A 13,444-nucleotide genomic window follows, 5' to 3' on the forward strand; every position below is an offset into this window, starting at 1 on the left:
CTCCGGATGGCCGATCAATTGGGATTGGGCGTTCGACAGACCAGCACCGGCAGTTGCGTGGTCAGGAGGATCTTCTGCGTTTCGCTTCCCAGCAACAGGCGTTGCAGCCCGCGCCGGCCGTGCGAACCGACGACGATCAGATCGCAGTGGCGCGCCTTGGCGGCCTCTTCGATCGTGCAGTGGACGGGCGCGCCGATCTCGTAGAGCGTATGGCAACGCACGCCGGCCGCGGCAGCGGTCTGTTCCACGTCCTGCAGGTAACGTCCCGCCAGTTCGCGGGCGTTGTCGAGGTAGATCGTTTCGCTCGACGGAATCATCATCTCGCCGTAGGTGGTCGGCCGGAACGGCTCGATGACGTGGATGCCCGTGAGCGTCGCGCCGCAGATCTTCGCCAGTTCCACGGCGGTGCGGGTCGCGATGGTGGCCACGGACGAACCGTCCGTGGCGATGAGGATGTGCTTGAACATGAGGAATCCTCCAGTGCCGATCCATCATGGCCTGCGCGCCGTGCGTGCCCATTGACCTGGGTCAAGCGCGGATCAACGCACCACGACGATGGGTATCCGCGAGTTGGCCAGTACCTTCAACACCACCGAACCGAGGAACATGCTGCCCACGGCGCCCCTGCCGTGCGAGCCCATCGCGATCAGGTCGAAGCGTCCCTTGCGCGCGACCTGCACGATGTCCTCGGCCGGATCGCCCACGTGCATCGACTCTTCGTGGAGGCGGCCTTCGCGGGCCAGGATCCTGCGCGCCGGGCGCAGGGCCCAGGCGCCGTTATGGGCATGGAACTGCGCCATGGCGACGGGATCGAGAAAGCCGCTCACGTGCGCGTTGAGCGGCACGTCGACGTGCAGCAGGTGCAACGACGGCCCGTTGTCCGAGTCCGGCCATTGGCGGATGACGAAACGAAGGGCTCGCAGGCTATGCGCACTCCCGTCGACGGGAATCAGGATCTTCATGGATCGGTCTCCTTTGCATCGGGAACGAGCGGGACGTGGCATGCGAAGGGGCGTCGATCCGGTGGGGATGCCGTGATGCCCATCGACGCGACAGGATCGATACGAGTGCCAGCCATGCAACGCCGGCGAGCGTGCAACCCGCCACGACGATCGGCGTCGCCGGCACGGGCGCTTCGAAGCCGAGCAGCGATCGCACCGGCACCACGAACGTCGCCGCGGCGCCGATGGCCAGCGTCGCCGCGACGACGGCCGCCAGCCACGGCGCCATCCGGCGATACCGGCCGCGGCTGCCGGCGAGGACGAGCAGCAGGGTCGTCGCCAGGAGCGAGAGGAACGTGGACAGCCCGGCGGTGGCGAAGGGCAGCCCGTGGGCGAGCGACCAGGCGTGGCCGCCGACGAGGATGGCGCCCAGGCCCGCGCCCTGGACGAGCCCGACGGCGAGGTTGGCGGCGGCAAAGGGCGACTCGCTCGTGCGCCTCGGCGGACGGCGCATCACGCGGTCGTCCTCGGGCATGGCTTCGAACACCAGCGAACACGACGGGTCGATGATCATCTCCAGCAGGGCGATCTGCACGGGCAGCAACAACGGCGGCCATCCCATGACCAGCGGTGCCACGGCGAGGCAGACCACGGGAACGTGCGCGGCCGCGATGAATCGCATCGAGCGCCGGATGTTGTCGTAGACGCGACGCCCCAGCCGTATGGCGGCCACCAGGGAAGCGAAGCGGTCGTTCAGCAGCACCAGGTCGGCCGCTTCGCGCGCCACGTCGGTACCGCGGACGCCCATGGCGACGCCGACGTCCGCGCTGCGCAGCGCGGGTGCGTCGTTCACGCCGTCGCCGGTCATGCCGATCACGTCGCCGTGCCGCCGGAAGGCGCGCACCAATCGCAGTTTCTGCATGGGATGCACGCGCGCGTAGACGTCCGTTTCGGCGACCCGGCGCGCGAGTTCGTCGTCGTCCACGGCATCGATATCCGCGCCCGTCAGCACGTGAGTGCACGACAGGCCCGCTTGCCGGGCGATCGACACCGCCGTGGCCGGATGATCGCCGGTGAGCATCACCACGCGAATACCCGCGGCGAGGCACTCGGCGACGGCGGCGTGCACGTCGGCGCGCAACGGATCGGCAAGGGCGACCAGGCCAAGCAGTTCATGGCGTCGCTCGGCGGGGGAGCGCAACACGGTACCGGCGGGTAACGTCGCGCGGGCCACCGCGAGCACGCGAAGACCCCTGGCAGCCAGGGTCGCCGCCTGCGCGCTCCATCGCGCAAGGGCCTCAGGCGGGATATCGCACAGGGCGAACACCGCTTCGGGCGCCCCCTTGGTGGCCATGTGGCAACGCCCCTCGTCGCCCGCTGCGTACACGCGCGACACGTACGACCGGCCGTCGCCGATGGGGAAGGCCGCCACCGGCGCGGCGGCGCATTCGGGAGGCAGGCCGTCGGCTCGTCGCCGCGTGTGGGCAACGATCGCGATGTCGGTGGGATCGATGGATCGTGGGTCGCATGCCGTCGCGGCGGTGCAGGCCAGGCGATCGAGCGCGTCGTCGGCGGGCGAGGTCGCGTCCTGCACGCGGCCGGGTGCGTCGCAAAGCATCGCCACGGCCATTCGGTTCTGTGTCAGCGTTCCCGTCTTGTCGACGGCCAATAGGGAGATGGCGCCCATCGTTTCGACGGCGGCGAGCCGGCGGGCCAGCACGCCACGGCGGGCGATACGACGTGCGCCGAGGGCGTAGAACACCGCGAGCACGACGGGAATCTCTTCCGGAAGGATGGCCATGGCCAGGGCGATGCTGGCCAGGGCGGACTCGATGAGGCTTCGTCCCGACCACCAGTTCGCCGCGCCCACGCCCAGGGCGAGAAGCACGGCGGCGATCGCGAAGAAGCGGACCAGGCGCCTCGCGGCGCGTTGCATAGGGGAGGGCGATGCCTGCTGCCCGGCCAGCGCCCTGCCGATATCGCCGAACGCGGTGCGTCCGCCGGTGGCCGTCACCCGCGCACGTGCGACGCCGCCGACGACCAGCGTTCCGGCGCGAACGGGGTCGGTCGGCGGCCGAACCCCCGGCCCGTGTTCGACCGGCACCGATTCGCCCGTAAGCAGCGACTCGTCGATCATGAGGGTGCCTTCGAGCAGCAGGCCATCGGCTGGAACGCGGTCGCCTTCCCTCAGCACCAGCACGTCGCCCACGACGACCTCCGTGGCCGCCACGCGACGCTCGCTGCCGGAGCGGATCACATGGGCGACGGGCGTCGCCAGCTCCCGCAATGCGGCGAGCGCTTCCCTTGCCCGCCATTCCTGGACGATCGTGATGGCGACCACGATCGCGACCGACACGCCGAGGAACACCGCTTCGGCCCGGTCGCCCAACCAGGCGTAGATCGCGGCCGCGGCGATGAGCATGAGGAACATCGGTTCGGCCAGCACGCCCCAGAGCACGTGCAGCCAGCGACCGGTTTCCCCGCCGGGCAACACGTTGGCGCCGTCGCGGAGCAGACGACGCGCGGCTTCGTCGTCGTCGAGTCCGCGCATCGCATCCGTCGAAGGTGGCGTACTGCTCATGGCGTGGCCTCGCGCGGGACGATATCGAGGCCATCGTCGCGTGTCCTTGGTAAGGGGGCTTGATCTGGGTCAATCGTGCGCAGGCGCACACGTCAGGGACAGACCAGCACGTCGGTGGACGTTTCCCTCTCGCGCACGTGCGCGATCGGTCCGTCGTCGTCGACCGAGGGCACGATCACCAGATCGCTCGCGTACCGCGTGGTGAGCTCGGCGATCATGCCGTCCCGTTCGTATCCGAAAGCGAACCGGCAAGCGCAGTCGACGTCGAGGCGTACCGCCACGCGGCGCGCCCTGGCGAACAGAACGTCGCCTCGCGTGACGCCCTCGCGCGACGAGGGGGGCGACTGCGCACGCGCATCGCGCAGCCTGCGCACGACGTAGACCAGGGTGACGGGCGAGCCGAGGCAACGGGCCAGCCGCAGCGCCATGAGAACGGCGCGGAAGGCTTTGGGCCGGTCATCGACGACGACGAGAAGGTGTCGGAACAAGGGAGCCGGCTCCGGCAGTGGGTCCAGGCCACATGAGTAGGCGAAACGAACGGCACGGCATTGACGGCCGTCAACTGGTGTGTGTGTTTCTGCGTCTCGCCCGCATCGTTACACACCGTTACACGCCGTCACGTGGCTGTCGACGTCCGTGGCGGCCGGGCGCCTATGCTTTCCTCGCACGGTCATGGCGAGGGAGAGTGGCATGAACAGCACGTTGCATTCGTTTGCGAACGCATCGTTCGCGCCGCAAGGCGCGCCGGTGTTGCCGGCCATCGACATCGAGGCGTTGCGCGAGGCCTTGCCCATCGTGCGACGCAAGCATGTGGCGGGACATCACCTGTATCGCTCGGGGCAGCCGTTCCGCGCCATCCATCTCGTGCACGCGGGCTCGTACAAGGTGAGCGACCTCGCCGAGGACGGTCGGGAAAAGGTGTCCGCCTTCAAGATGCGCGGTGAACTGCTCGGCGTGGAATCGATCGGCCTGGGCGCGTACGCGTGCGACGCGGTGGCGTTGGAAGACAGCGAGACCTGGGAATTGCCCTACCCGGCCGTGCTGAAGGCGGGGGCGACCCTTCCCGGCCTCCAGGAGCAGATCCAAGCCGCCCTGGCCGCGGAGATTCGCCGCGATCGTTCGTGGATGCTGCTGTTGGGCACGCTGGCCGCCGAACCTCGCGTGGCCGCGTTCCTCATCGACGTGGCCGCCCGGCATGCCCGGCTGGGCTACAGCGCCCGGCATTTCATCCTCAAGATGAGCCGCCTGGACATGGCCAGCTTCCTGGCGCTCAAGCACGAGACCGTCAGCCGCGTGCTCGGCCACCTCGCCGACAGGCACTACATCGACGTGCGCCGCCGCGAGGTGCGCCTGCTCGACGTCGACGGGCTTCGCTCCATGGCGTGCGCGGAAGCCGCGTGATCAGGCGTCGCCGTCGAGCAGGGCGCGCAGCGCCGCGGCCAGCTGTTCGCGGCGATAGGGCTTGCGCAGCAGCTGGCGACCGTCCAGGCGGCTGAGGTCGTTTTCGGACGAGCCGTATTCGTAGCCGGAAGCCATCATGATCTTCAGCGAGGGACGCAAGGCGCGCAGCCGGTCCGCGAGGTCGAACCCCGACTCGCCGTCGCCCAGCACCACGTCGGTGAACACGGCATCGATGTCCGCGTTCCGTTCGAAGGCCGTCTGCGCGCTGGCGGCGCTCTCCGCCTCGATCACCCGGTAGCCGAGCCCGCGCAGGAATGCGACGGCGACCCGCCGCACCTCGGCCTCGTCTTCCACGACCAGCACGGTCTCGTTCCCCCTGAGCGCGCCCGTGGGCGCCACCGGCGGGGTGTCGCGGCCACGCGCGACCGGCAGGTAGATATCGACGTGAGTCCCCTTATCGAGCTGGCTCTCGATGACCAGGCGGCCGCGCGACTGCTTCACGAAGCCGTAGACCATGCTCAGGCCCAGGCCGCTGCCCTTGCCGGGGCCTTTGGTGGTGAAGAACGGTTCCAGCGCGCGGGCGAGCACGTCCGGATGCATGCCCTCGCCGGTGTCGATCACGGAGTACACCACGTAGGTGCCCTGGGGCAGGTCGTCGTCGTCCTGCGGCTGCTCGTGGACGCGCGCGGCGATGGATAGCTTGCCGCCGCGCGGCATCGCGTCGCGCGCATTGAGGGCGAGATTGACGATGGCCGCTTCCAGTTCGCCGGGATCGGCGAAGACGGGCGGCAGACCGTCGGGACATTCGGCCACGACCCGGATGCGTTCCCCCAGCGTGCGGCCGAGCATGTCGTTGAGGTCGGCCAGCAGGAGTTCGCTGCGTACCCGTTGCGGGTTCAGTCGCTGGCGGCGGGAAAAGGCCAGCAGCTTGCGCGTGAGCGCCGATCCCCGTTCCACCGCCCGTGATGCGCTGGACATGGACTCGCGCACGACGGGGTCTTCCGGCAGGTCGATCTCCAGCAACTGGAGGTTGCCGGAGACGATGGTCAGCAGATTGTTGAAATCGTGCGCGATGCCGCCGGTCAGCTGTCCCAGTGCATCCAGTCGCTGGGCATGCGCCAGTTGCTCTTCGCTGCGCCCCCGCTGGATCGCGGCCGCCAGCATGTTGGCGATCGAGCTGACGTAGTGCTGGCGATCGCGATCGACGGCATCGCCGCGCGGCACCATGACCACGATGTAACCCGACGGTCCTTCCCGGTCGGGCAGCGGCGCGAGGATCGCGTCCGCCGGTTGTGAATCCCCTGGCGGACCCGGCAGCGGAATGGGGATGTTCGCGCGCACGATGGCGCCTTCCTCGGCGGTGAACCGCAGCTGGGGCAGCAACTCCCGGAGCCATTCGCCATCGGCCAGCGCGTCGCGCAACGGGACGTGGACGCCATGCGCCGCGGCGATGCGGAAAGATCGTCCGTGGAGATCGGGCAGCAGCACCGCCACGGCGGGCACCGCCAGCGTGGACGCGATGATGGCCGGGATCTCCGCCATCGCCGCCTCGTGATTGGCGGCAATCAGGATGCGCCGGCTGATGTCGGCGAGGCTGGCGTCGTAGTGGGCCCGTGCCAGCGCCTGCCGCGCGCGTTGCGTCTCGGAGATGTCGCGTATCGATGCGGCGAACAGCGATCCGTCGCCGGAGACGGGGCTCAACCCGATCTCCACCGGAAAGGGTGTGCCGTCCGCGCGCACGCCGGTCAACTCGTAGCCGGCGCCCATCGGGCGCACGCGCGGATTGGCCATGTACGACGTGCGATGTGCCACGTGGACCTCGCGTACGGACGCCGGCAGGAGATCCTCGATGGGGCGGCCGCGCAGGGAATCGCCGGGATAGCCGAAGAGGCGATCGGCCTGCGGGTTGGCCAGCACGATCGTGCCCCGGCGATCGACGACGATCATCGCGTCCGGGGCGGTCCGGAACAGCGCCTGGAACAGCTCGGCCTCCATGGGGGTGGCCTGGTTCACGACACGCTTACCGACGGGGTGAAGATGTAACCCGCGCCGCGCACCGACTTGATCAGGCGCGGCCGAAGCGGATCGGGTTCGATTTTCTTCCGCAGGCGTCCCACCTGCACGTCGATCGCGCGGTCGAACGGTCCCGCGTTGCGGCCGTACAGGTGCGACATCAACTGGTCGCGCGACAGCACGTTGTGGGGATGCTCGACCAGCACGCGCAGCAGCGCGTATTCGCCGGAGGTCAGCTCGATCGGCCGGTCCTCGGGTGACCGCAGGGTGCGTGCGCGCGTGTCCAGCGTATAGCCCTCGAAGCGGATTTCGTGGGTGTCGTCGCGGGGCGGCGGCGCGGTTTGCGATTGCCGCCAGCGCCGCATCACGGTGCGCACCCGGGCCAGCAGTTCGCGCAGGTCGAAGGGCTTGCTGACGTAATCGTCGGCGCCCAGTTCCAGGCCGACGACGCGGTCGACCGATTCTCCCCGGCCGGAGACGATGACGACCGGTCCACGCCAGGTTTCGTTGAGATACCGGGTAATGGACAAACCATCTTCGCCCGGCAGCCCCAGGTCGAGCAGGATGAGGTCGACGCGCGATTCGCCCAGGCGCCGGCGCATCTCTTCGCCGTCGGCGGCCGTGACCGTATGAAAGCCGTGGGCCGTGAAATAGCGCGACAAGAGGAGCGTGACGTCGTCGTCGTCGTCGACGATCAGCAGGCAGTCCCCCGGCCGATCATTCGAAACCATGCCGTACCCCCCGACCTGTGGTTTGCGTATGTCAGCGGCCATGGTCGATTTTTCTCACTCGTGACGAGACTGCCTCACGGCGACCACAGCGCTTTCAAAATTAACAGACTCTGGCGCCGCATCCCATCCACCAAAAGGATGGCGGTCAAAGCAGGCCGACGGCACCCGCCGCCACGGCGGCCATGACGGCCGTCGCCGTCCAGCCCAGCCACAGCAGCGGACCGCGGACGGCGAATGGGCCCATGGTACGCAGGTGCATCGCGATCACCATGACGCCCACCATGAGCGGGACCGCGATGACGCCGTTGATGACGGCCGACGCGAAGAGTAGGCGGAACGGATCGATCGGCAGGAACGCGATGGCGGTACCGGCGAGCGTGGCCGCGGCGAGCATCGCGTAGAACGCGACGTCCTGTTTCACCGTTCGCCCCAGGCTGGCGTGCTTTCCCGTCACTTCGGCCGCGGCATAGGCCGCGGAGGCGGCCAGCACGGGAAGGGCGAGCCATCCCGTGCCCAGGATGCCGATGGCGAAAAGCAGCGAAGCGAAATGGCCGGCGAGCGGCTCGAGCGCCCTCGCCGCGTCCGCGGCATCGCGTACCTGCACGATGCCCGCGCCGTGCAACACCACGGCCGAGGTGAGCATGACGAAGAAGGCCACCACGTTGGAGAAGACCATGCCCACCACGGTATCGAACCCGATGCGCCGGAATGCATCCTTCGCCTGTTCCGGGGCTTCCGTAAGCGGGCGCTGGGCGTCGTCGGCGCCTTCCTCCTCGACTTCCTGGGACGCCTGCCAGAAGAACAGGTAGGGGCTGATGGTGGTGCCGAACACGGCCGTCACCGCGACCGCCGCGTCCCTGTCGACATGCACGCGCCATGCCTGGGCGGCGACGGTGCGCCAGGGCACGTCGATGACCCAGGCCGTCGCCACGTAGGCGAACAGGCTCATCGTCATCGCCTTCAGCAACGGCGCGTAGCGCGGAAACGGCACGAACGTTTCCAGGGCGAGCGACACCCCTGCGCATGCCAGCGCGAAGACCGCGGCGGGACCTCCGGTGAGCAAGGCGAGTACCTGCCCCATCGCGCCGACGTCCGCGGCGAGATTGATGATGTTGTTGATCGCGAGCAGGGCCACCAGCGTCGCCACGAGCGGGCGGGGAAACACGCGGCACATGTTGTCCGCCAGGCCGCGTCCGGTCACCCGTCCCACGTGGGCGCTCACCGTCTGTATGCCGATCATCAGCGGCGTGGTGACCACGGTGGTCCAGAGCATGCCGTAGCCGAACTGCGCGCCGACCTGCGAATACGTGGCGATGCCGCTGGGATCGTCGTCCGCCGCGCCGCTCACCAGCCCCGCACCCAGTCGGCGGCGCAATCCATGATGCGAAGGCGACGCGATCGCGTGACGTGCCGTGGGCGTCGGGTCGGGCATCGCGGTGGTCATCGGGTCACGGTCATGGCGAAGTCGGACATGGGGGGCAGCATCGGCAACGCGCCGCGCTCGCGGCTTGACCGGGATCAATCGGCATCCGGGTGGCGGTGAATCAGTCGCGGGGCGGCGTGGGGGATGAGGGGCGGTCGTCCTGTTCCAGTTCGGCGGCGCGTCGTCGCGCGGCCGCCATGCCTTGTTCCACGGCGCGACCCGCGCGGGAAAATGCCTCCGGCAACGTGTGCGTTTCGCTGTAACCGTCTTTCGTCACGGTCCATGTCACGCGAAACGCGTGGTCTTCGAAGACCACGCGGCACGTGCAGGCGGGAGAGTGCGAAGAGCTCATGCGAAAGACCTGTCGGCAGCGGCAGAGCTTAGCGACTCCTTTGCGAGATAGTGATTCGCATTTGAGCGAAGACGTCCGCGCCCACCGGGCGCTTGCGAAGACGGGGAACCACCAGCACCGGGACCCTCGACCCGGCCACGATCCGGCGGATCACGTGGCCGGGTCGTAGCCGGTCGATCGTATCGTCGGCACCGAGCACGAGGACGCTGGCGTCCGTGTCGTGCGCGGCGTCCAGCACGGCCCTCACCGGATCGGGGTCGAAGGCCAGCCACGTCTCGAACGGCACGCCCGCGTAGAGGGCGACGATGCGCGCCCGGTTCAGGCAATCCTCCGCGCGGGCGAGCCGTTCGGGGGTGGCGGGCACGTCGGCCGCCGGAAAGAGGGATCGAAGCAGGCCCCATCGCTTCCAGGCGATCATGGAATGGACGATGGTCGCTGGCGCGTCCATCGCGCGCGCCAGGGCGACGCCGGTCGCGATGACCGGTGCCGACGACGGCCAGCCGTCGGTAGCGACCAGCACGCGACGAAACGTGTCCTCGATCCGCCCCGAGAGGTCGAAGTCCGTCCAGGACCTCGTCCGAGGCGTGATCCGGAAGGAAATGTCCGGTGCGGGCGGTCGTTTCATGCCGAGAGGATGAGCGACAGGTCGTCGTGCGACAGCATCTGTCGCGTGGTGCCGCCCAGGGCGAGTTCGCGCAGGCGCGACCGTCCCCAGGCACCCATGACCACCGCATCGGCGTGTGTCTGCCTGGCATGCGTGCGCATGGCCTGCGAAGGCTGGTCGTCGTCGTCCATGTCCACCCACGTGTAGACGATGGCATGCCGCTCCAGCCAGGCGCGCAGCCACGGATCGGCTTCCTTGCGCGAACGGCTTCCCGGGTCGCCCGCCAGGATCGTGACGTGGCGGGCGGATCGCAGGAAGGCAAGCGCGTTGCGGATGGCGCGCAGGGAAACCGACGATCCGTTCCAGGCCACGAGGATGCGTTCCATCGGCGTGATCGCGGCACCGTCCGGTACCAGCACGATGGGCGTGACCCGGGCCATCAGCGCACGGGCCAGCATGGCCGTGCCCAGCGGCATGCCCACGCTCATCGATTCCAGCCGCCCCACCACGAGATCGGCGAGGCTCGCCCGACGGACCAGCGCGCGGCGATGCGAGCCACGGCGCACTTCCCATTCGCCGCCGACCTTCCTGTTGCGGCAGGTATCCATCCACCATTCGCGCTTGCGCCGGGCAGCGTTTTCCTCGTCCTCCAGCACGAGCAGCGGCTCGGGCAGCACGACGAGGCTCGCATCGAGGTCGACGATCTGCAGCCCCGTCAGATGGGCATCGAATCGCTTGGCCAGTTCGAAGGCCACGCGAACGTGAGTGGTATCCCGTTCGGACGCCCGGATGTCCACGAGGATGTCCATGCGACGCGTTCCCCATCGAGGTCGATGGGGAAGTCTAGGGTCGCGGCGGGAGGCCTCCGGTTGATGCAGATCAAACCGGGCAGGGCTAGGAGAGGTTGTAGCCCTTCTCCTCGTGCAGCGACAGGTCCAGCCCCACCATCTCCTGTTCTTCGTCGACGCGCAGGCCGATGGTCAGCGCGAGCGCCTTGAGCACCAGCCAGCTCACCACCGCGCTGTAGACGACGGTGAAGGCCACGCCCTTGAACTGGATCCACAGCTGCAGCCACGCGGCATCGACCGTGCCGAATCCGCCCAGCGACGGGGTGGCGAACGGCCCGGTGAGCAGAGCGCCGATGATGCCCGCGACGGCGTGCACGCCGAACACGTCCAGCGAGTCGTCGTACCCGAGGCGCCGCTTCAGCCGGGTGGCGCAGAAGAAGCACACCACGCCGGAGACCAGGCCGATCACCAGCGCGCCGCCGGGTCCGCAGGTTCCCGCCGCGGGGGTGACGGCGACCAGGCCGGCCACGGCACCCGAGGCGATGCCGAGCACGCTCGGCCGCCGATGCGTCATCCATTCCACGGCCGTCCAGCCGATCGCGGCGGCGGCGGTGGCGATCTGCGTCACCAGCATCGCCATCGCCGCGCTGCCGTTCGCCGCCACGGCCGAACCGGCGTTGAAACCGAACCAGCCCAGCCAGAGCATGCTCGCGCCGATCAACGTGTAACCGAGGTTGTGCGGCGGCATCGGCGTGTGCGGATAGCCGCGACGCTTGCCGATGACGAGGCAGCCGACGAGGCCGGCGATGCCCGCGTTGATGTGCACCACGGTGCCGCCGGCGAAATCGATCACGCCCAGGTCGCCGAGCAGCGAACCCGGGCCGGCCCACACCATGTGCGCCACGGGCAGGTAGGCGAAGGTGAACCACAGCGCCGTGAACAGCAGCAGCGCGGAAAACTTCATGCGTTCGGCGATGGCACCGACGATGAGTGCCGGCGTGATGATCGCGAAGGTCATCTGGAACATCACGAACACGGCTTCGGGCACGGTGTTGTACAGGCTGCCGGGCGTCAGTCCGGCGAGCATGGCATGGCCGAAACCGCCGACGAACGAATGCAGGTTGGTGGTGCCCGCCGTCATGCCCGTGGTGTCGAAGGCGACGGAATAGCCGTAGACCACCCACAGCACGGTCACCAGCGCCGTGATGGCGAAGCACTGCATCAACACCGACAGCAGGTTCTTCGCGCGCACCATGCCGCCGTAGAAGAGGGCGAGGCCGGGAATGGTCATCAGCAGCACGAGCATGCTGGCGGTGAGCATCCAGGCGGTGTCGCCCGAATCGAGCTTCATGGTCTGGGCGAGGGCGAGGATGGGTTCAGAGCGCATCGGCATCGACCTCCTGCGTGCGGATACGGATGGCCTGTTCCAGTTCGGTGACGAAGATCTTGCCGTCGCCGATCTTGCCGGTGCGCGCCGCGCCCGTGATGGCCTCGATGGCGCGCTCGACGGTGTCGTCGGTCACGGCGATCTCGATCTTCAGCTTGGGCAGGAAATCGACCACGTACTCCGCCCCGCGATAGAGCTCGGTGTGGCCGTGCTGCCGGCCGAAGCCCTTGACCTCGGTCACCGTCATGCCATGCACGCCCACTTCGGCGAGGGCTTCGCGCACGTCGTCCAGCGTGAACGGCTTGATGATCGCCTGGATCCACTTCATGCAGTTGTTCCCCGTCGGCTGGTTTGCCGCAGGGCAGCATGAAACGTGCCATGGCCTGGACCCATGGCGTGGCGGGCGGCGCACCGGGCGGTCCGCGCGACATGCACCAAAGTGGAGCGACTTGAAGGCTCGCCTTGGTGCATGCCTCCAGGGTCGCTCAGCGCGGCGTGCCGACCCACCGCCCCAGGTCGGCGAGGTCGAGTTGCCGACCCTTCGGTGCGATGGTGTCGGTATGCGCGGCCTTCGCGACGATGCCCTGGCCGTCGACCAGCAGGATGGTGGGGTAGACCGTGATGCCCGCCTGGTCGGCCAGCGCTTGTTGATCGCTCACCACGGGCCAGTTGAGACCGCGTTCCTTCACGAATGTCCGGGCCGTGGCGGCGTCGTCGAAGGTGAACGCGACCACTTGCACGTCCGGATGCGCCCGGTGGAACGCCGACAGCACGGGCGTCTCGGCGATGCACGGACCGCATTGCGCGAAGAAGAAGCTCGCCACGAAAGGCTTGCCATGAAGCGAGGCCGTGGAAAGGGGTGTGCCGTCCAGCGTCGTGGCGTGGAACGAGGGGAAAGGATGGCCTTCGGCCGCGAGCGCCTTCGGCTTGGCGTGTTCGGCCAGGTTCTGGGCGATCCGGGCGTCGCTTTCGAGCTTCAGGATGGCTTGGTGGCCCGCCGGGTCCTTGATGACGTCGAAGGGTCGCGCGGCCATCGCGGCCCGGAAGCGCGCATAGGAAAGCGGCTTGCCGTCCTGATCCTGGAAGGTGAGCCGGTAATCGTGCGGAATGGCGAGCTGGTCCCGCATGGCGGGAGGAATCGTTTCCTCCGCGCCGGACGGCGAGGCGATGGCAACGGCACTGGCGGCGGAAAGGGCGAAGGCGGCGAGGCGCTTGGACACGAG

At 68.6% G+C, this 13,444-nt stretch carries 14 protein-coding genes; 1 reads left to right on the forward strand and 13 read right to left on the reverse strand.

Going from position 1 to position 13,444, the window contains the following annotated elements; all coding sequences use genetic code 11:
- Window positions 1-14 precede the first annotated feature (14 nt).
- The 4 genes from JNG39_RS00545 to JNG39_RS00560 all read right to left on the reverse strand — a co-directional run bounded on the left by JNG39_RS00545 (window position 15) and on the right by JNG39_RS00560 (window position 4,010).
- Window positions 15-467 carry a universal stress protein gene (locus tag JNG39_RS00545; protein WP_368309052.1) on the reverse strand — a complete coding sequence of 151 codons (453 nt, stop codon included), beginning with the start codon at window positions 465-467 and terminating at the stop codon, window positions 15-17.
- Between the two features lie 72 nt (window positions 468-539).
- Window positions 540-962: a universal stress protein gene (locus tag JNG39_RS00550; protein ID WP_368309053.1), complete on the reverse strand. Its 423-nt coding sequence runs from the start codon at window positions 960-962 to the stop codon at window positions 540-542.
- Complete coding sequence (locus tag JNG39_RS00555) at window positions 925-3,522, reverse strand: cation-translocating P-type ATPase (protein WP_368309054.1); 2,598 nt, start codon at window positions 3,520-3,522, stop codon at window positions 925-927. The genes JNG39_RS00550 and JNG39_RS00555 overlap by 38 nt, the downstream gene beginning before the upstream one ends.
- A gap of 92 nt (window positions 3,523-3,614) precedes the next feature.
- Window positions 3,615-4,010: a universal stress protein gene (locus JNG39_RS00560; RefSeq protein WP_368309055.1), complete on the reverse strand. Its 396-nt coding sequence runs from the start codon at window positions 4,008-4,010 to the stop codon at window positions 3,615-3,617.
- A gap of 202 nt (window positions 4,011-4,212) precedes the next feature.
- Between JNG39_RS00560 and JNG39_RS00565 the strand changes: the two genes are divergently transcribed.
- Window positions 4,213-4,923 carry a Crp/Fnr family transcriptional regulator gene (locus JNG39_RS00565; RefSeq protein ID WP_368309056.1) on the forward strand — a complete coding sequence of 237 codons (711 nt, stop codon included), beginning with the start codon at window positions 4,213-4,215 and terminating at the stop codon, window positions 4,921-4,923.
- Here JNG39_RS00565 and JNG39_RS00570 read toward each other — a convergent pair whose 3' ends face one another.
- The 9 genes from JNG39_RS00570 to JNG39_RS00610 all read right to left on the reverse strand — a co-directional run bounded on the left by JNG39_RS00570 (window position 4,924) and on the right by JNG39_RS00610 (window position 13,441).
- On the reverse strand, window positions 4,924-6,936 hold the full coding sequence (locus tag JNG39_RS00570) for a PAS domain S-box protein (protein ID WP_368309057.1): 2,013 nt from the start codon (window positions 6,934-6,936) through the stop codon (window positions 4,924-4,926).
- Window positions 6,933-7,667, reverse strand: a complete 735-nt coding sequence (locus JNG39_RS00575) for a response regulator (RefSeq protein ID WP_368309058.1) — start codon at window positions 7,665-7,667, stop codon at window positions 6,933-6,935. Before JNG39_RS00575 ends, JNG39_RS00570 begins: the two co-directional genes overlap by 4 nt.
- 145 nt (window positions 7,668-7,812) lie before the next feature.
- Window positions 7,813-9,111, reverse strand: coding sequence for an NRAMP family divalent metal transporter (locus JNG39_RS00580; protein WP_368309059.1), 1,299 nt, complete (start codon window positions 9,109-9,111; stop codon window positions 7,813-7,815).
- A 100-nt stretch (window positions 9,112-9,211) separates the two neighbouring features.
- Window positions 9,212-9,442 (reverse strand): hypothetical protein, encoded by a 231-nt coding sequence (locus JNG39_RS00585; RefSeq protein ID WP_368309060.1) that lies wholly within the window; start codon window positions 9,440-9,442, stop codon window positions 9,212-9,214.
- Between the two features lie 28 nt (window positions 9,443-9,470).
- Window positions 9,471-9,962, reverse strand: a complete 492-nt coding sequence (locus JNG39_RS00590; protein ID WP_368309062.1) for a universal stress protein — start codon at window positions 9,960-9,962, stop codon at window positions 9,471-9,473.
- A 101-nt stretch (window positions 9,963-10,063) separates the two neighbouring features.
- Complete coding sequence (locus JNG39_RS00595) at window positions 10,064-10,855, reverse strand: universal stress protein (RefSeq protein WP_368309063.1); 792 nt, start codon at window positions 10,853-10,855, stop codon at window positions 10,064-10,066.
- Window positions 10,856-10,940: 85 nt separating this feature from the next.
- Window positions 10,941-12,221 carry an ammonium transporter gene (locus JNG39_RS00600; RefSeq protein WP_368309065.1) on the reverse strand — a complete coding sequence of 427 codons (1,281 nt, stop codon included), beginning with the start codon at window positions 12,219-12,221 and terminating at the stop codon, window positions 10,941-10,943.
- Window positions 12,211-12,549, reverse strand: a complete 339-nt coding sequence (locus JNG39_RS00605; protein WP_368309066.1) for a P-II family nitrogen regulator — start codon at window positions 12,547-12,549, stop codon at window positions 12,211-12,213. The genes JNG39_RS00600 and JNG39_RS00605 overlap by 11 nt, the downstream gene beginning before the upstream one ends.
- Window positions 12,550-12,706: 157 nt before the next feature.
- Window positions 12,707-13,441, reverse strand: coding sequence for a TlpA family protein disulfide reductase (locus JNG39_RS00610; RefSeq protein WP_368309067.1), 735 nt, complete (start codon window positions 13,439-13,441; stop codon window positions 12,707-12,709).
- Window positions 13,442-13,444 lie beyond the last annotated feature (3 nt).

Source organism: Luteibacter sp. CQ10, assembly GCF_040900725.1.
Taxonomy (GTDB): Bacteria; Pseudomonadota; Gammaproteobacteria; order Xanthomonadales; family Rhodanobacteraceae; genus Luteibacter.

Bases quoted from the DNA above. Each gene is read 5' to 3' on its own strand.
- JNG39_RS00545 (WP_368309052.1), bottom strand. From the start codon at position 467: ATGTTCAAGCACATCCTCATCGCCACGGACGGTTCGTCCGTGGCCACC.
- JNG39_RS00550 (WP_368309053.1), bottom strand. From the start codon at position 962: ATGAAGATCCTGATTCCCGTCGACGGGAGTGCGCATAGCCTGCGAGCC.
- JNG39_RS00555 (WP_368309054.1), bottom strand. From the start codon at position 3,522: ATGAGCAGTACGCCACCTTCGACGGATGCGATGCGCGGACTCGACGAC.
- JNG39_RS00565 (WP_368309056.1), top strand. From the start codon at position 4,213: ATGAACAGCACGTTGCATTCGTTTGCGAACGCATCGTTCGCGCCGCAA.
- JNG39_RS00575 (WP_368309058.1), bottom strand. From the start codon at position 7,667: ATGGTTTCGAATGATCGGCCGGGGGACTGCCTGCTGATCGTCGACGAC.
- JNG39_RS00580 (WP_368309059.1), bottom strand. From the start codon at position 9,111: ATGACCACCGCGATGCCCGACCCGACGCCCACGGCACGTCACGCGATC.
- JNG39_RS00585 (WP_368309060.1), bottom strand. From the start codon at position 9,442: ATGAGCTCTTCGCACTCTCCCGCCTGCACGTGCCGCGTGGTCTTCGAA.
- JNG39_RS00595 (WP_368309063.1), bottom strand. From the start codon at position 10,855: ATGGACATCCTCGTGGACATCCGGGCGTCCGAACGGGATACCACTCAC.
- JNG39_RS00600 (WP_368309065.1), bottom strand. From the start codon at position 12,221: ATGCGCTCTGAACCCATCCTCGCCCTCGCCCAGACCATGAAGCTCGAT.
- JNG39_RS00605 (WP_368309066.1), bottom strand. From the start codon at position 12,549: ATGAAGTGGATCCAGGCGATCATCAAGCCGTTCACGCTGGACGACGTG.